The organism is Falsiroseomonas selenitidurans (assembly GCF_012103215.1).
Lineage (GTDB): Bacteria > Pseudomonadota > Alphaproteobacteria > Acetobacterales > Acetobacteraceae > Falsiroseomonas > Falsiroseomonas selenitidurans.
Genome location: NZ_JAAVNE010000015.1, coordinates 77078 through 92712, shown reverse-complemented (window position 1 = coordinate 92712; position 15635 = coordinate 77078). Strand labels below are relative to the sequence as shown.

13 protein-coding genes are annotated in these 15635 nt (G+C 74.0%); 5 read left to right on the top strand and 8 right to left on the bottom strand.

Features of this window, described 5'->3' with window-relative positions; genetic code table 11:
* A complete protein-coding gene (locus HEQ75_RS11400; protein ID WP_168030490.1) occupies nt 1–663 on the bottom strand; it encodes a GntR family transcriptional regulator in 663 nt (220 codons plus the stop codon).
* Between the two features lie 139 nt (nt 664–802).
* On the opposite strand from HEQ75_RS11400, the gene HEQ75_RS11395 reads away from it, so the two are divergent.
* Genes HEQ75_RS11395 through HEQ75_RS11380 form a run of 4 tightly spaced genes read left to right on the top strand, consistent with a single transcriptional unit; the run spans nt 803 to nt 3584 of the window.
* A complete protein-coding gene (locus HEQ75_RS11395; protein WP_168030489.1) occupies nt 803–1534 on the top strand; it encodes a maleate cis-trans isomerase family protein in 732 nt (243 codons plus the stop codon).
* Nucleotides 1534–2496: an ornithine cyclodeaminase family protein gene (locus HEQ75_RS11390; protein WP_168030488.1), complete on the top strand. Its 963-nt coding sequence runs from the start codon at nt 1534–1536 to the stop codon at nt 2494–2496. The genes HEQ75_RS11395 and HEQ75_RS11390 overlap by 1 nt, the downstream gene beginning before the upstream one ends.
* Nucleotides 2486–2992 (top strand): thiamine pyrophosphate-binding protein, encoded by a 507-nt coding sequence (locus HEQ75_RS11385; RefSeq protein ID WP_168030487.1) that lies wholly within the window; start codon nt 2486–2488, stop codon nt 2990–2992. Before HEQ75_RS11390 ends, HEQ75_RS11385 begins: the two co-directional genes overlap by 11 nt.
* 7 nt (nt 2993–2999) lie before the next feature.
* Complete coding sequence (locus HEQ75_RS11380) at nt 3000–3584, top strand: thiamine pyrophosphate-dependent enzyme (RefSeq protein WP_168030486.1); 585 nt, start codon at nt 3000–3002, stop codon at nt 3582–3584.
* On the opposite strand, the gene HEQ75_RS11375 is transcribed toward HEQ75_RS11380, so the two are convergent.
* From HEQ75_RS11375 to HEQ75_RS11350, 6 genes are all read right to left on the bottom strand, one after another.
* The gene (locus HEQ75_RS11375) at nt 3568–5877 is read right to left on the bottom strand and encodes a xanthine dehydrogenase family protein molybdopterin-binding subunit (RefSeq protein ID WP_168030485.1); all 2310 of its coding nucleotides are present in this window, start codon (nt 5875–5877) and stop codon (nt 3568–3570) included. The genes HEQ75_RS11380 and HEQ75_RS11375 overlap by 17 nt on opposite strands.
* Nucleotides 5874–7436 carry an amidohydrolase family protein gene (locus HEQ75_RS11370; RefSeq protein WP_168030484.1) on the bottom strand — a complete coding sequence of 521 codons (1563 nt, stop codon included), beginning with the start codon at nt 7434–7436 and terminating at the stop codon, nt 5874–5876. The genes HEQ75_RS11375 and HEQ75_RS11370 overlap by 4 nt, the downstream gene beginning before the upstream one ends.
* Nucleotides 7433–8911 carry a tripartite tricarboxylate transporter permease gene (locus HEQ75_RS11365; protein WP_168030480.1) on the bottom strand — a complete coding sequence of 493 codons (1479 nt, stop codon included), beginning with the start codon at nt 8909–8911 and terminating at the stop codon, nt 7433–7435. The genes HEQ75_RS11370 and HEQ75_RS11365 overlap by 4 nt, the downstream gene beginning before the upstream one ends.
* Nucleotides 8912–8917: 6 nt before the next feature.
* Nucleotides 8918–9394, bottom strand: coding sequence for a tripartite tricarboxylate transporter TctB family protein (locus tag HEQ75_RS11360; protein WP_168030478.1), 477 nt, complete (start codon nt 9392–9394; stop codon nt 8918–8920).
* A gap of 7 nt (nt 9395–9401) precedes the next feature.
* The gene (locus tag HEQ75_RS11355) at nt 9402–10376 is read right to left on the bottom strand and encodes a Bug family tripartite tricarboxylate transporter substrate binding protein (protein WP_168030476.1); all 975 of its coding nucleotides are present in this window, start codon (nt 10374–10376) and stop codon (nt 9402–9404) included.
* Nucleotides 10377–10492: 116 nt separating this feature from the next.
* Nucleotides 10493–11485: a substrate-binding domain-containing protein gene (locus tag HEQ75_RS11350; protein ID WP_168030474.1), complete on the bottom strand. Its 993-nt coding sequence runs from the start codon at nt 11483–11485 to the stop codon at nt 10493–10495.
* A gap of 84 nt (nt 11486–11569) precedes the next feature.
* On the opposite strand from HEQ75_RS11350, the gene HEQ75_RS11345 reads away from it, so the two are divergent.
* Nucleotides 11570–13174 (top strand): amidohydrolase family protein, encoded by a 1605-nt coding sequence (locus tag HEQ75_RS11345; RefSeq protein WP_168030472.1) that lies wholly within the window; start codon nt 11570–11572, stop codon nt 13172–13174.
* A 144-nt stretch (nt 13175–13318) separates the two neighbouring features.
* On the opposite strand, the gene HEQ75_RS11340 is transcribed toward HEQ75_RS11345, so the two are convergent.
* The gene (locus HEQ75_RS11340; protein WP_168030460.1) at nt 13319–15556 is read right to left on the bottom strand and encodes a heavy metal translocating P-type ATPase; all 2238 of its coding nucleotides are present in this window, start codon (nt 15554–15556) and stop codon (nt 13319–13321) included.
* Between the last annotated feature and the right edge of the window lie 79 nt (nt 15557–15635).

The following is a 15635-nucleotide window of genomic DNA, read 5'->3' as shown; positions in this document are numbered from 1 at the left end:
TCAGCGCGCGCGGGCCGGCAGGCGCGGGGCGGGCGCGGCACCGCGCAGCACGGACACCGCATTGGCGTTCACATGCGCCACCACCAGCCGTTCCGCCCGCCGCGCATCGCGGTCACGCAGCGCGTCCACGATCACGTCATGCTCGTGGCCCAGCGTTTCCGGATCCCGCTCCTCCGCCGCGAAGCTGCGCAGCAGCGGGCGCAGCAGCAGCCGCAGGCGCCGCGCTTCCGCCGCCGCGCGCAGCCGCCCCCCCAGCAGGCAGAGCCGGTCGTGGAAGGCCTCGTGCCGGTCCACCCAGCGTGCCGGATCGCCGGCCACGCGCAGCATCGCCTGCACCGCCGCATCCAGCTCCTCGATATCCGCAGGCGTGGCGCGGCGGGCGGCGTGGCGGGCGCAGAGGCCTTCCAGCAGCGCGCGCATCTCGTAGATCTCCTGCACCTCCGCCGCCGCCAGCTGCACCACCACGGCGCCGCGGTTCGGCCGCAGCGTCACCAGCCCTTCCGCCTCCAGCTGGTGCAGCGCCTCCCGCACCGGCATGCGCGAAAGGCCGAGTTCGGCGGCCACGGCTTCCGGCCGGATGCGTTCGCCCGGCGCCAGGCGGCCGGAGAGGATCGCCTCGCGCAGATGGGCCAGGCAGAGTTCCTGGGCGGTTTCGCTGGGCATGATCCGGCTGGGTCCTTGTGGCGTGGCGCCAGCAAGCCCGGGCCGCGTCGCCACTGTCAAGCGCAAGCCGCGCCTTGACGGCCGCGCGGGCGCCGCCTGTAGTGGATTCCTGGATCCAGAATGAAGGCCGCGCCAGACCATGCCGAAGCCGCCGCAATTCGGCCCCGCCGGGCGCATCGGCCTGGTGGTGCCGGCCAACAACTCCGTCATCGAGCCGGAATTCTGGTCCGCCCTGCCGCCCGGCGCCGCGCTCTATGCCACGCGCATCCTGGCCCGCGGCGACCTGACGCCGGACGCCGTGCGCGCCATGGAAGGCGCCATGGACCGCGCGGTGGAGGAACTGGCCGCGACCGGCGTGGACGTGATCCTGCTGGCCGACATGGTCACCACCTTCATCATGGAGCCCGGCTGGAACGCGCACCGCACCGCACAGGTCGCCGCCCGCACCGGCACCGCCTGCGCCTCCGCCTGGACTGCGCTGCGCGATGCGCTGGCGGCGCTCGGCGTCAGGCGGATCGCGCTCGGCACGCCCTACCCGGCGGCGATCCACGCGCTGGCGCCGCCCTTCTTCTGGGCCAATGGCTTCACCGTGCAGGGCCACGCCACGCTGGACATCCTGGCGATGCGCGACGTGCCGGAGGTGCGGCCCGACCAGCTGGCCGGCTTCGTGCGCGCCCTGCCCTGGCAGCAGGCGGAGGCGGTGGTGCTGCTGGCCACTGACCTGCCCAGCTTCGCCAGCCTCGCGGCGCTGGAGGCGGCAATCGGCATCCCCGTCATCTCCTGCAACGCCGCGCTGCTGTGGCGCGCGCTGCGGCTGGCCGGCAATGCCACGCCGATCCACGGCTTCGGCCGGCTGCTGGAGACGCCCTGATGCGCCTGCTGTCGGAGGCGGCGCTGCGCCGCGTGCTGACGCCGGAGCTGGCGGTGGACAGCAGCGCGCGCGCCTTCATCGCGCTGTCGCGCAACGCCATCCTGGTGCCGACGCGCAGCGAGATCCAGCGGCCGGATGGCGAAGGCGTGGTCTTCGCCATGCCCGGCTTCCTGCCCGGCCGGGTCTTCGGCCTGAAGCTGATCGCCACCCGCGGCGCCGCCAGCACCGCGCTGGTGCTGATCCTGGACAGTGAAACCCTGGCGCCGCTCGGCCTGCTCTCGGCGGATTTCCTGACCGATTGGCGCACCGCCGGCGGCATCGCCGCGGCGACGCGGCTGCTGGCGCGGCCGGATGCCGCGGTGCATGTGGTGTTCGGCGCCGGCCGCCTGGCCGGGCCCTGCGCGCGGCTGGTGGCGCATGTGCGGCCGATCGCGCGCACCCTCATCATCGGCCGCACCGCCGCGCGGGCCGAGGCGCTGGCCGCCACGCTGCGCGCAGAAGGCCTGGCGGCGGAGGCCGCGACAGACCCGGCGCTGGTGGCGCAGGCGGACATCGTCACCACCGTGACCAATGCCAGCGACCCGGTCTTTCCCGGCGCGGCGCTGCGGCCGGGGGCGCATGTCAATCTCGGCGGCGCCTTCCGCCCGGACACGCGGGAGGCCGACGACACCCTGGCGGCGCGCGGGCTGTTCTGGTGCGACAGCCTGGATGCCTGCCTGGCCCGCGCCGGCGACCTGGTGCAGCCGCTGGCCAGCGGCGCGCTGGACCGCGCCCGCGTGCTGGGGGAGATCGGCGCGGCGCTGGACGGCAGCCTGCGCGGCCGGCAGGCTACGGCGGAGATCACCGTGTTCAAGTCGCTCGGCAATGCCGCGCAGGATATCTGCCTGGCGGAGGATGCGCTGGCCCTGCCGGGCCTCGCCGCGCCGTCATTCGACCCGAAGGGAGTTTCGCTTGAGCCCTGACCTCTCGCCCGAGATCGTGGAGGAGGTGGCACGCGCCGGCGTGACGCTGGTGGCGAGCCTGCCGGATGGCTGGATCGCCGACCTCATCGGCCGGTTCGACGCCGATGCGCGGTTCCGCCACGTGCCGGTGAACCGCGAGGAAAGCGCCATCGGCCTGTGCTCCGGCGCCTTCATGGCCGGCACCTCGGCCCTCGCGCTGATGGGGGCGAGCGGCTTCCTCACCTGCGTCTACGCGCTGACCAAGATCAACTACACCTACCAGATCCCGCTGCCGATCCTCATCACGCTGCGCGGCGATGTCGGCGACAAGGCGAAGTACCATGTCTCCAACGGGCTCTATCTGCGGCCGATCATCGCCGCCATGGCGATGCCCTTCGTCGAGGTGCAGTCGCGCACCGACCTGCCGGCCATCGGCCGCGCCATCCGCCATTCCCGCACCATCGCCCGCCCGGTCGTCATCGGCCTGCCGCGGCATGTGCTGAAGGGGGCCGACTGACATGGCCATGAGCATGGAAGCGGCCTTCCAGGCGCTGATCGACGCGCGGCGCGACGAGATCGTGATCCTGTCCGCCGGCAATGCCAGCGAGATGTGGTGGGGCCTGACGCAGGACCGCGACAGCGTCTTCTACCTGGAGGCCAGCATGTCGCTCGCGCCCATGTTCGGCGCCGGCATCGCGATGGCCGTGCCGCAGCGCGACGTCTGGGTGCTGAACGGTGACGGCGCGCTGGTGATGAACCCGGGCACGCTGATGGTGGAACGGCAGATGGATCTGCCGAACCTGAAGCATCTCGTCGTCTCCAACCGCGCCTATGGCTCCACCTTCGACGCCTCCCTGCCGAACGCGGCGCACAACGACTACCCGGCCATGGCGCGCGCGCTGGGCGTGCAGCGCGCGGCGCAGTTCGAGACGGTGCAGGACCTGGTCGGCGGGCTGGAGATGCTGCGCGCGCCCGGCCACGGCCTTTTCGTGCTGGAGGTGGAGGCGCTGGGCCGCAAGATCCCCGCGCCGCCGATCGACGGGCCGGAGATGAAGTTCCGCTTCGGCCGCTGGATGGAACGCGCGTGCGGCGTCAGGATCTTCGGCTAAGAGCGTCCATCGGGGCCGGCCCTGAACCGGCCCGCATCGCCCGCCACACCGTCTCCGCCGTCAGCGGCATGTCGAGGTGGCGGACGCCCAGCGGCCGCAGCGCGTCGAGCGCCGCTTCCACCAGCGCCGGCGGCGCCGCCACCGGCCCGGCCTCGCCGACGCTTTTCGCGCCGACCGGGTTCAGCGCCGTGGGCGCGCCCATCAGCCGCACCGGCAGGTCGGGCAGGTCCGCCGCGCGCAGCACGCGGTAGTCCATCAGCGACGCCGTCAGCACCTGCCCCGTCGCATCGTGCCGCACCACCTCCCCCAGCGCCTGGCCGATGCCGAGCGCGACGCCGCCCTGCAACTGGCCGCGCACGATGGCGGGGCTGACGGCGCGGCCGACATCATGGATCGCGGCGTAGCGCGTCAGCGCCACCTCCCCCGTCTCCGGGTCCACCTCCACCTCCGCCACATGCATGCCGGCGGGATAGGTGTAGTCGCGCGGCGCGAACCGGCCCTCCGCATCCAGCGCGCCCGCCGCGCGCGCCGCCAGCATGGCGAAGCCGATGCGGCGGTCGGTGCCGGCCACGACCCAGTCCGCACCCTGCTGCACCAGGTCCTGCGGGTCGGCTTCCAGCGCCGTGGCGGCGAGCAAGCGGGCGCGGTCCCGCACCGCCTCCGCCGCCAGCCGCACCGCGGCGCCGCCCACGGTCAGCGAACGGCAGGCGCCGGTGCCATTGCCCTCCGCGATCGCATCCGTGTCGCCCTGCACCACGGTCACCGCCTCCGGCGCCACGCCCAGCACCCCCGCCACCAGCCGCGCATAGGTGGTGGCGTGGCCCTGGCCGGAGGATTGCGTGCCGATCAGCAGCCGCACCCCGCCATCCGGCTGCACGCGCAGCGCCGCTGCCTCCGCAAAGCCGAAGCCGCAGGCCTCGATCGCGGCCGAAAGCCCGCGGCCCAGCAGCCGGCCGCGCGCCACCGCGGCCGCGCGCCGTGCGGCGAACCCATCCTCGGCCAGGGCGGCGTCGAGCATCGCCGGCAGGTCCATCGCGTCGTAATGCGCATGGCCCACCGTCTCCGCCGGCAGTTCCTCCGGCCGCAGCAGGTTGCGGCGGCGCAGCTCCGCCGGGTTCAGCCCCAGCTGGGCGGCGGCGGCATCCATCAGCCGCTCCACCACGAACAGCACCTCCGGCTGGCCGGCGCCGCGGAAGGAACAGGTGGGCGCGGCATGGCTGTGGATGCCCTGCACCACCGCATGCGCCACCGGCACGCGGTAGCAGCCGGCGAGGATCTTCAGCCCATGCAGCGGCGGCACCACGCCGCGCGGCGCGAGATAGGCGCCGAGCCCGGCCAGCGAATGCAGCCGCAGCGCCAGGATGCGCCCTGCCGCATCCAGCGCCAGCGCCGCGCGGTTCACCTGGTCGCGCCCCTGGATGTCGGACAGGAAGGCCTCGCTGCGGTCGCCCGCCCAGCGCACCGGGCGGCCGAGGCGGGACGCCGCCCACAGCGCCACCACCTGTTCGGGGTACAGCACGTTCTTCACGCCGAAGCCGCCGCCGATATGGCCGACCTGCACGCGCAGCTTCGTCCGCGGCCAGTGCAGCACCGCGTCGCACAGCGTGTCGCGCAGCGGGTGCGGCTTGCCCGCCGGCGTCCACAGCGCGAAGCGGCCGGCGTCCAGCGGCGTGGCCAGCGCGCCCCGCGGTTCCAGCGGCACGCCCGCCATGCGCGGATTCACCAGGTCCAGCGCCACCACCTGCGCGGCGGCGGCGAAGGCGGAAGCGGTGGCGGCGGCATCCCCGGTCTCGATGGTGAAGGCGCAATTGCCCGGCCGATCCGCCCAGACCAGCGGCGCGCCGGGGGCGGCGGCGGCCGCCGTGGTGGCAGTGGCGGGCAGGTCCTGCCAGTCCACCAGCACCGCCTCCGCCCCATCCCGCGCCGCGGCGGGGGTTTCCGCCAGCACGGCGGCCACGGCCTCGCCCACGAAGCGCACGATGTCCGCCGGCATGGCCGGCTGCGGCGCCGCGGCACGGGCATCGCCCAGCGGCCAGTCGGCGGGCGCACCCGGGGGCCGAACCTCCCACGGGATGCCGCCGATGCCGTCCGCCAGCAGATCCGCGCCGGCCAGCACGGCGACCACGCCGGGCGTGGCCAGCGCCGCCGCAGTATCGAGGGTCAGGATGCGCGCATGGGCGTGCGGGCTGCGGTGGAAGGCCAAGTGCAGCGTGCCGGGCGGCGCCGGCGCATCGGCAAAGAAGCGACCCTGCCCGGTCAGCAGCGGCAGGTCCTCCAGCCGCGCGCCGGTCATGCCGGCTCCGCCCGCAACCTGCCCGGCGCACAGACCGGGCAGGTGCCGGCATAGCGCCACAGCGGCACCTTCTCCGCCCAGGCCCGGCTGTTGGCCTGTTGCACCATCGGAAAGATCGGCGCCAGACGCGCCCGCACCGCATCCGCATCCGCCCGCAGCGCCGGCATCAGCGCGGCGGCTTCCTCGGCCAGGGTGGCTTCGTCGAAGGCCACCAGCCGGCCTTCCTCCACCACCACGCGCCCCTCCACCAGCACAGTGCGCACGGCGCGGCCGGACTCGGCGAAGACCACCTGCCGCACCGCGCTGTTCAGCGGCACCAGGCAGGGGTCCGTCAGGTCCAGCAGCACGATGTCCGCGCGCATCCCGGGCCGGATCGCACCCACCTGCCCGCCCAGCCCCAGCGCCCGCGCACCGCCTTCCGTCGCGGCCTGCAGCGCATCGGCCGCCGCGGGCGGATCCTCGTCCGGGTCGTCGGACACGGCGGGCAGCGTGCAGAAGGCCTTCATCACCTGGAACAGGTTCTGCGAGTCGGAGCAGGAGCAGTTGTCCGCCCCCAGCGCCAGCGCAGCGCCCGCGCGCCGCAGCGCCTTCACCGGCGCGATGCCGCTGCGCGTCTTGAGGTTGCCGACCGGGTTCAGCACCACATGCGTGCCGGATTGCGCCACCGCCTCGATTTCCGCCTGGCTCAGCCAGACGCAATGCGCCAGCGCCAGTTGCGGGCCGAGCAGCCCGGCCTGCCGCAGCTGCGCCACCAGCGAGCCCTCCGGCGCCGCGTGGCGGGCATGCACCACGGTGGCGCGGCTTTCGTACAGATGGGTGAAGACCGGGATGCCCAGCCGGGCGGAGACATCCGCGATGCGCCGCAGCGTCGCCGGCCGCACCCGCTCCGGCGCGGAGGGGCCGAGCGCGAAGCTCACCAGCCCATCCGGGGTCTGCCGCGCCGCGATCGCGGCGGCGATGCGGTCCAGCGCATCCGTGCCGCGCGGCACCAGCGGCAAGCCGCCGGAAAGCCGCCAGCGCTCCGCCTCCGGCACGCAATCGGCCAGGAAGGGGATGGTCTCGGTCGGCGGCACTTCCGAGAAATGCGGCGCGAAGACCACGCGCAGCCCGACCTGCCGGTAGCAGTCCAGCACCAGGTCCAGGTCGTCCTCGTCGAAGGGGTGCAGCCGGTTCATGTCCTGCACGGTGGTGATGCCGCTGCGCAGGCATTCCGCGGCGCCCAGCAGCGTGCGCAGCCGCAGCTCCTCGCGTGGCCGGCGCGGATAGCCCGGCGGCAGCGCCAGCAGGTTCCACTGTTCCAGCGGCAGCGGCTCGAACATGCCCTTCAGCAGCACGTCGTGGGAATGGTAGTGCGCGTTGACCAGGCCCGGCATCGCCAGGCGGCGCCGCGCATCGATCACGCGGTCCGGCGGCGGCAGGCCGGCGCGGGCCGGGTGCGCGGGGTCGTCCAGCCCCGGCGCCACGGCGAGGATGCGGCCTTCGCGCACCAGGATATCGGCCCGCTGTGGCGGCGCCGCGGCCTCCGCCAGCACCAGCGCGCCCTGGATCAGCAGCATCATGCCCGGCGATCCCGCAGCGCGCCCCAGACGGTCCAGGCCACCAGCAGCAGCGCGGCGCCCAGCAGCCCCGCCGTGCCCGGCCGCAGCAGCATCGAGCCGACATCGCCGCCGGCGATCGTCAGCCCCTGGTGGAAGGAGGTCTCCGCCAGCGTGCCCAGCACCAGCCCGATCACCAGCGGCACCACCGGGTAGCCGAAGCGCCGCGCCAGATAGCCGAAGATGCCGAAGCCCACGGCCAGGAACACGTCGAACAGCCGCTGTTCCTGCGCATAGACGCCGGCGAAGCTGACCACCAGGAAGACCGGCGCCAGGATCTCCGCCCGCACCAGCGTCACCTTGGCGAACAGGTTCGTCATCAGCAGCCCCATGGCGGCGAACATCAGCGCGCCGATCATCAGCCCGGCGAAGAAGCCCCAGATCAGGTCCGGCTGGCTGGTGAACAGCATGGTGCCCGGCCGCAGCCCGTGGATGGTCAGCGCCACCAGCAGCAGGGCGGAGGTCGCGCCACCGGGAATCCCCAGCGTCAGCGCCGGCACCAGGCTGGCGCAGACCGCGCTGTTGTTCGCCGCCTCCGGCGCGATCACGCCTTCCGGCGCGCCCTGGCCGAAGCGTTCCGGCGTGCGCGACGCCCGCTTCTCCACCGCATAGGCCAGGAAGCTGGCGGCCACGGCGCCGACGCCCGGGGTGATGCCGATGCCGATGCCCAGCAGCGTGGACCGCACCAGCGCCACCGGGTAGCGGAAGGTGTCCACCACGCCCTGCATCACGCTGCCGGTCAGTTCCCCAACCTGGGAAACCCGTTCCCGCGTCACGATCCAGCCGATGATCTCGGAGACGGCGAACAGCCCCACCGTCACCGGCACCAGCCCGATGCCTGATTGCAGTTCCAGCACGCCAAAGGCGAAGCGCACCTCCCCCACCACGCTGTCGACGCCGACGAAGGACAGGCACAGGCCCAGCGCCGCCATGATGATGCCCTGCACCGGGGCCTCCCGGCTCAGCACCGCGACCACCGAAAGGCCGAGCACGGCCAGGGCGAAATACTCCGCCGGGCTGAACGCCTTGGCCAGCGCCAGCAGCGGCTGCGTCAGCGCGATCACCGCCAGCATGCCAGCCAGCGCGCCGAACAGGCTGGCGCCGATGGACAGGCCGATGGCGACGCGCGCGCGGCCCTGGCGGGACATCGGGTAGCCGTCGAAGCAGGTGGCGGCCGCCGTGCTCTCCCCCGGCACGTTCAGCAGGATGGAGGTGAAGGACCCGCTGCAATTCGCCGCGGCCGAGATGGAGGCCAGCATCAGCAGCGCCGAAAGCGGGTCCATGGTGAAGGTGAAGGGGATCAGCAGCGCCATGGCGGTGATCGGCCCGAGCCCCGGAATCACGCCCACCCACATGCCGCCCAGCGTGCCCAGCAGCATGAACAGCAGCTGGTCCCAGTGCAGCGCGACGGAGAAGCCGAGCAGCAAATTGTCGATCATCCGCCGCTACTCCGCCTGCCAGGACTCACGCAGCGCCTCGCCCACCAGGCCGAGCGGCAGCCGCATGTCGAAGACCTCGACGAAGACAAGGTCGGAGAGCACCAGCGTCGCCGCGCCGATCGCCAGGATGACGAAGGGGCGCCGGTAGCCCAGCACCCAGGGCAAGGCCAGCAGCACGGCGCCGGAGGCCACCCAGAAGCCGAGCAGCCACAGCAGCAGGGCATAGAGCGTCGGCACGCCGACGGAGAGCCCGAGCGCCCAGGCCGCCTCCGCCCCGCGCGGCGCATCGCCCTCCGGCGCCGGGGCGCGGCCCAGCGCCAGCTGCGTCAGGTTCAGCAGCGCCAGCAGCGCGCCGAAGCCGCCCACCACCGCCGGGAACAGGCCGGAGATGCCGCGCGCCCGAAGGCCGGTGGCCGCGACATGGCCGAGGATCAGCAGCAGGAAGGCCCCGAAGGCCAGCCCCGGCCAGCGCGCGCGGTCCATCGGCGGCTCAGGCCTTCAGCTCGTCCTTGAAGCTCGCCACCAGGGTGGTCTCCGCGGCCAGGATCTCGGTGATGCGCTCCGGCTCCATCAGCACCGGGAACTCGCCCTGGCGGTTCATGCGCGCGATCAGCTCGGCCTCCTTGAAGGCTTCTCGGAAGGCGGTGGTCAGCGCGGCGCGGCGGTCCGCCGCAACGCTGGCGCGGATGGAGGCGAAGAACAGCTGCGGCACCAGCTGGATGGTCAGCCCCTGTTCCGTCACCGTCGGGTGGTCCGGCAGCGCCTTGGCGCGCGTCGGCTCGAACACGCCGATGATGTGCAGGTTGTCCAGCGCGCGGGAGCCGGAGGCGGGGCCGCCGATGGAGGCATCCACATGCCCGCCGATCACCTGCGCATAGGCGGCGGAGCTGCCGGAGAAATGCGCGATGTCGAAGGGCACGCCCAGGTCGCGGCGCAGCGCCAGCAATTGCAGGTGGTGCGCGCCGCCACGGCCGATGGAGGCGACGACGACGCGGCGCTTGCGGCACTCCGCGGCGAAATCCGCCATGCTGCGGATCGGGCTGTCCTTCTTGACATTGAGCTGCCCGCCGCTGGACTGCCAGCCATAGATCGGTGCGAAGCTGGTGGCGGTGTAGGGCACCTCGAACATCGCCGTGTCCACGGAAACGCCGGGGGCCACTTCCGTCATGATGGTGTGGCCATCGGCGCGGTTGCTGGCCAGCTTGCTGCGCGCCACGCGGCCACCGGCGCCGGTGGCGTATTCCAGCTGCGACTTGAAGCCGCGCGCTTCCAGGAAGGGCTGGATGGTGCGGGTGGTGACGTCGATCGATCCGCCCGGGGATTGATAGACCAGCCAGGTCAGGTCACGCGACGGGAAGCGGCCCTGGGCGAGGGCCGGCGCGGCCAGCGCGCCGGTGGCCAGCGCGGCGAGGCCGCCACGGGTGACCAGCGCGGCGACGCCGCGACGGGTGATGGCATGGGTCATGGGCATGTCGTCCTCGACGGTTGGAGAAGCCTCGGGACCGTGTGGCATCGGGGCGTTGGCTGCCCTCTTCGTGCCCGGTCATTATGTCCGGACATTGCCGGCGCGTCCACCACCGCTCAGATCCGCGCGGGGTCGAGCGTGGCGGCGGCGAACATCGCCTCCACCGGCATGTCGTGGTCGATCAGCCCCTGTTCGCGCGCCCAGCGCACCATGGCGGCCAGTTCCGGTCGGTTGGGGCCGACGCCGTAGCGCCAGTAATCCGGCCCCATCACCGCCTGGGCGCGCGCCAGGTCATCCGCCAACCAGGGCAGCGCGGTGAACAGCGTGCCGACCTGCGACAGCTCATGCAGGGCGATGGCGCGGGACTGCTCGAAGGCCTTCATCACGCTGGCGGCCAGCCAGGGATGGCGTTCCACCAGGCTGCGGCGGATGCCGATCAGATGCATGATGGGGAACATCCCGGTGCGGCGGAACCAGGCTTCCTCCGCCGCGCGGAAATCCGGGAACAGCCGCCCCACATGCGGCGCGCCGCGCACGAAGCAGGAGGGCGCGCGGGCGGTGACCAGCGCATCCAGCTCGCCCGATTCCAGCATGCCGGACAGCGTCTTGCCGGCCGGGATGGGTTGCAGGTCGATCCGCGCCGGCAGGGTGATGGCGGTGCGTTCCGTCCGGCCCGGCTGTTCCTGCCCGCCATTGCGCCAATGCACCGCCTCCGCCGGCACGCCATAGGTGTCCGACAGGATTCCGCGCGCCCAGAGGCAGGCGGTCATCTGATACTCCGGCAGGCCGATGGTGCGGCCGCGCAGGTCCTCGGGGCCGCTGATGCCGCGGTCGGTGCGGATGTAGAAGGCGGAATGGCGGAAGACGCGGGAGACGAAGGCCGGGATGCCGACGTAGTGCGCGTCGCCGCGCGCCGTGGTCAGCAGATGGCTGCTGCCGGACAGCTCCGTGATGTCGAAATCCTGGCTGCGAAAGGCACGGGCGAAGCATTCCTCCGGCTCCAGCGGGAAGACCTGCAGGTCCACGCCTTCCACCGCCACGCGGCCATCCATCAGCGCGCGCACCCGGTCGTAGCCGCCGCAGGCGAAGGTGAGCTGAAGCCTAGCCATGCCGATCCCCTGCCACGCCACCCCTGGACCGGGGCGGCGCGCCATCACAAACTGGATCCAGTGATCCTGCAAGGCCCGAAGCGCATGTCCGCACCCGCCGCCGCCTCATCCGGCCTGCTGATCGAGGGCGCCGCCGTCTATGACCATGACGGCGACACGGACCGCCCCGCCACCGCCGACATCCTCATCCAGGGCAACCGCATCGCCGCCGTGGCACCGGGCCTGGCGGCGGCGGCGCGGGCCGATGCGACGCATCCCTGGCGCGCCGCCGTGGCCAGCGCCGCGCGGATCGACGGAAGCCGCCGGCTGGCGCTGCCCGGCTTCCAGAACGCCCACTACCATTCCCACGACACGCTGCTGAAAGGCGCCTTCGAGGCGATTCCGCTGGAGCTGTGGGGCCTGTACGCCCTGCCCCCCTCCTACCCGCGCCGAAGCCGGGAGGAGCTGGTGGCGCGCACGCTGATCGGCGCGGTGGAATGCCTGTTCTCCGGCATCACCACCGTGCAGGACATGGACCGCATCCACCCCTACGACGAAGCGGACATGGCGGCGGTGCTGGAAGCCTATGACAGCATCGGCATCCGCTGCGTCTTCGCGCCGCACTTCACCGAGGTGAACCTGCTGGACGCCACGCCCTTCTGGCGGGAGACGATCCCCGAGGCCGAGCAGTGGCGCATCCCCGGCCCGGCCGGCCCGCTGTTCCCGCCGGGGGAGGATATCGTCGCGCGGCTGCTGGCGGCCATCGCGCCGCATCGCAACCGCTACAAGCGCATCACCTTCGGCCTCGGCCCCTCCGCCCCCGAGCGCCTGGCGCGCGGCACGCTGGAGAAGCTGGGCGAGGCCAGCCGCGACCATGCGCTGCCGGTCTACATCCATGTGAACGAAAGCCGCGCCATGGCGGTGCACGGCCTGCAGCACCTGGCCGCGCATGGCGGCAGCCAGGTGCGCTACCTGGCGGATTGCGGCCTGCTCGGCCCGCGCACCAGCCTGGCGCATTCGGTCTGGCTGACGGAGGCCGAGATCGCGCTGATCGCGGAGACCGGCACCAGCGTGGCGCTGAACCCGGTCGGCAATCTCAAGACCCGCAGCGGCGTGGCGCCCTTCCGCGACCTGCTGGGGGCCGGGGTGAACATCGGCCTCGGCTGCGACAACTGCTCCTGCTCCGACGCGCAGAACATGTTCCAGGCGATGAAGATGTTCTGCGGCCTGGCCGCGATCGGCGACCCGATGCCGGGCCGGCCGCATGCGGCGGATGCGCTGCGCGCCGCCTGCACCGGCGCCGCGCTGCCGGCCGGGCTGGCGGGGGATCTGGGCCATTTGCGGCCGGGGATGCTGGCCGACCTGGTGCTGCTGGACCTGGACGATCCCTCCTACCTGCCGCTGAACAGCGCCGCGCGGCAGGTGGTCTATACGGAAGCCGGGCGCGGCGTGCGCAGCGTGATCGTCGATGGCCGCGTGCTGGTGCAGGACGGCCAGCCCACCGGCTTCGACCTGGCGGCGCTGGCCCGCACCGTGCACGCCCTGTCCAAGGATTTGCGGCGCGACGCGGCCGAGGTGGCGGCGCGGCTGGACCCGATCCGCGACCATCTGCTGGAGGCGGTGCAGCGGTCCTGGGAGGTGCCGATGCCGATCGACCGCTTCCTCGGCCACCCGGCGACGCGGCTGCGGGACCGGCTGCCGCCGGGTTGATGGCGCGGCGGCCGTGCCAGCCGCGAGGGTGGCCTGGGCCTCCGGTTGCTTCGCCATGGTCCGCTGGACGGCGACGCCCGGCTTGGCCTGGCTGGCGGGACGGCGGGATCCAGCCCGACGGCGCAATACCCGCCCGCGCCTGAGTCAGCCCAGCCCCGCCAGCATCTCCTCCTCCACCGTCAGGTGCAGGCGCAGCAGCGCCTCCAGCGCGAACAGGGTGCGGCGCAGCTCCGGCGCCGCCATCGCCCAGCCCTCCCGCCCCGCCAGGGCCAGCAGCGCGGCCAGCCGGGCGGCCAGGGCTTCGATCTCGGCATGCATGCGGATCAGCGGCGCCATCGGGTCCTGCCCGCCCAGGCGACGCGCCGCGGCGGGATAGAGATCCGCCTCCTCCGCCGCCTGGTGCGGCAGTACTTCGTGGCGCAGCCGCGCTTCCAGCGCCGCCAGCACCGCCGGCCCCGGCGTCTCGGCCGCCGCGCGCAGCGCATCGGCCAGCTCCCGCAGCCCGGCATGTTCGGCCTGGCGCGCGCCGAGCCCGGCCTCCGCCGGCAGGGCCGCCGCCGCCTCCGCCCGGCCCGGGCGCAGCGCGGTCAGCGCATAGAGAATCGCCAGCACGTCGATCGCCTCCTGCACCAGGGCGCCGGCCAGCGGCGGCAGGTGGCCGGCGGCGGCAACCAGCATGGCGGCGCCGGACAGGCCCATGCCGAGCCAGATCGCCTGCAGGGCGATGCGCCGCGCGCGCTGGGCGATGGCCAGCGCCTCCGCCACCCGGTCCACCCGGTCCACCAGCAGCACCACGTCGCCGGCTTCCGCCGCCGCGGCGGTGCCGGCCGCCCCCATGGCGATGCCGAGATCGGCCGCCGCCAGGGCCGGGGCGTCGTTCACGCCGTCGCCGACCATGGCTGTCGGCGCACGCGCGGCTTCCGCCCGCACCGCCGCCACCTTCCCCGCCGGGGATTGTTCCGCCAGCACCGCATCCAGCCGCAGCGCCCGCCCGACCGCCGCCGCCGCCGCCGCGCGGTCGCCGCTGAGCAGCACAACCCGCCGCACGCCCAGCGCCCGCAGCCGCCGCACCGTGGCCGGCGCTTCCTGGCGCAGCCCATCCGCCAGGACGAAGGCGGCCACCACCCGGCCCTCCACCGCCAGCCAGGCGATTGACCCCGCCGCGGCGGACACCTGGGCGGAGACGCCGAATCCGGAGTCCGGGTCGATGCCGCGCGCCGCCAGCAGCAGGGCGGAGCCCAGCAGCAGCGCCTTCCCCTCCACCAGCCCGGACAGGCCGCCGCCGGGCACCTCCGCCACCGCATCCGCCCGCGGCAGGCCCTGGCCGGCGGCGGCTTCCACCAGCGCGGCGGAGACCGGGTGGGTGGAGCCCTGGGCCAGCGCCGCCGCCAGGCGCAGCGCGCCGGCGCGGCCCAGCGCCGGCTCGGCATCCACCGCCACCAGCCGCGGCCGGCCGGGCGTCAGGGTGCCGGTCTTGTCGAACAGCACGGTCCGCACCTGCGCCAGGCGTTCCAGCGCGCCGGCGCCTTTCACCACGATGCCGCGCCGCGCGGCGCGCCCGATGCCCGCCACCAGCGCCACCGGCGCGGCCAGGATCAGCGGGCAGGGCGTCGCCACCACCAGCACCGCCAGCGCCCGCAGCGGGTCGCCGCTCAGCGCCCAGGCCAGGCCCGCCAGCACCGCCGTGGCCGCCACGAAGCCCAGCGCCCATCGATCCGCCAGCCGCACCAGTGGCGCGCGGCCGGAAGCGGCCTCCGCCGTCAGGCGCAGGATGGCGGCATAGGTGCTGGCTTCGGCGTCGCGGCTGGCACGCAGGCGGAACGGCGCGCCGGCATTCACCGCCCCGCTGCGCAGCGGCGCGCCCCGGCGCAGCGGCACCGGCATCGGCTCCCCGGTCAGCGGGCTTTCGTCGAGCAGCGCCTCCGCCTCCGCCAGGGTCCCATCCGCCGGCACGGCTTCCCCGGCGCGGACCAGCAGCAGGTCGCCCGGGCGGATCGCCGCCACCGGGATATCCTCCACCGCCTCGCCGCGCAGCCGGGCAGCGCGGCGCGGGGCGCGGGCCATCAGCGCCGTCAGCGCGCGGCGGGCGCGGCCGCCCGCCCAATCCTCCAGCGCCTCGCCGCCCGCCACCATCAGGCCGATGACGGCCGCCGCCGCCGCCTCCCCCAGGGCAAGCGCCGCCAGGATGGCGGCCAGCGCCACCACATCCACCCCCAGCCGCCCACCGGCAAGCGTCCGTGCCAGGCTCCAGCCCAGCCGCGCCGCCACCGGCAGCGCGGCGGCGGCAAAGGCCAGCGCCGCGCCCGGCGCTTCCAGCAGCGCCAGCAGCGCCCCCACCCCCAGCAGGACCAGAACCCAGGCAAGCAGCAGGCGACGCGGCATGGCGATGGCTCCCGGCATCCGGCTTCATCCTGCCATGCCCGCCGGCGTGGCGTGCTGCGCCAGATCAACCCGCGCCGCG

Bases quoted from the DNA above. Each gene is read 5' to 3' on its own strand.
- HEQ75_RS11355 (WP_168030476.1), bottom strand. From the start codon at position 10,376: ATGACCCATGCCATCACCCGTCGCGGCGTCGCCGCGCTGGTCACCCGT.
- HEQ75_RS11390 (WP_168030488.1), top strand. From the start codon at position 1,534: ATGCGCCTGCTGTCGGAGGCGGCGCTGCGCCGCGTGCTGACGCCGGAG.
- HEQ75_RS11350 (WP_168030474.1), bottom strand. From the start codon at position 11,485: ATGGCTAGGCTTCAGCTCACCTTCGCCTGCGGCGGCTACGACCGGGTG.
- HEQ75_RS11365 (WP_168030480.1), bottom strand. From the start codon at position 8,911: ATGATCGACAATTTGCTGCTCGGCTTCTCCGTCGCGCTGCACTGGGAC.
- HEQ75_RS11345 (WP_168030472.1), top strand. From the start codon at position 11,570: ATGTCCGCACCCGCCGCCGCCTCATCCGGCCTGCTGATCGAGGGCGCC.
- HEQ75_RS11380 (WP_168030486.1), top strand. From the start codon at position 3,000: ATGAGCATGGAAGCGGCCTTCCAGGCGCTGATCGACGCGCGGCGCGAC.
- HEQ75_RS11375 (WP_168030485.1), bottom strand. From the start codon at position 5,877: ATGACCGGCGCGCGGCTGGAGGACCTGCCGCTGCTGACCGGGCAGGGT.
- HEQ75_RS11395 (WP_168030489.1), top strand. From the start codon at position 803: ATGCCGAAGCCGCCGCAATTCGGCCCCGCCGGGCGCATCGGCCTGGTG.
- HEQ75_RS11400 (WP_168030490.1), bottom strand. From the start codon at position 663: ATGCCCAGCGAAACCGCCCAGGAACTCTGCCTGGCCCATCTGCGCGAG.
- HEQ75_RS11370 (WP_168030484.1), bottom strand. From the start codon at position 7,436: ATGATGCTGCTGATCCAGGGCGCGCTGGTGCTGGCGGAGGCCGCGGCG.
- HEQ75_RS11340 (WP_168030460.1), bottom strand. From the start codon at position 15,556: ATGCCGCGTCGCCTGCTGCTTGCCTGGGTTCTGGTCCTGCTGGGGGTG.
- HEQ75_RS11360 (WP_168030478.1), bottom strand. From the start codon at position 9,394: ATGGACCGCGCGCGCTGGCCGGGGCTGGCCTTCGGGGCCTTCCTGCTG.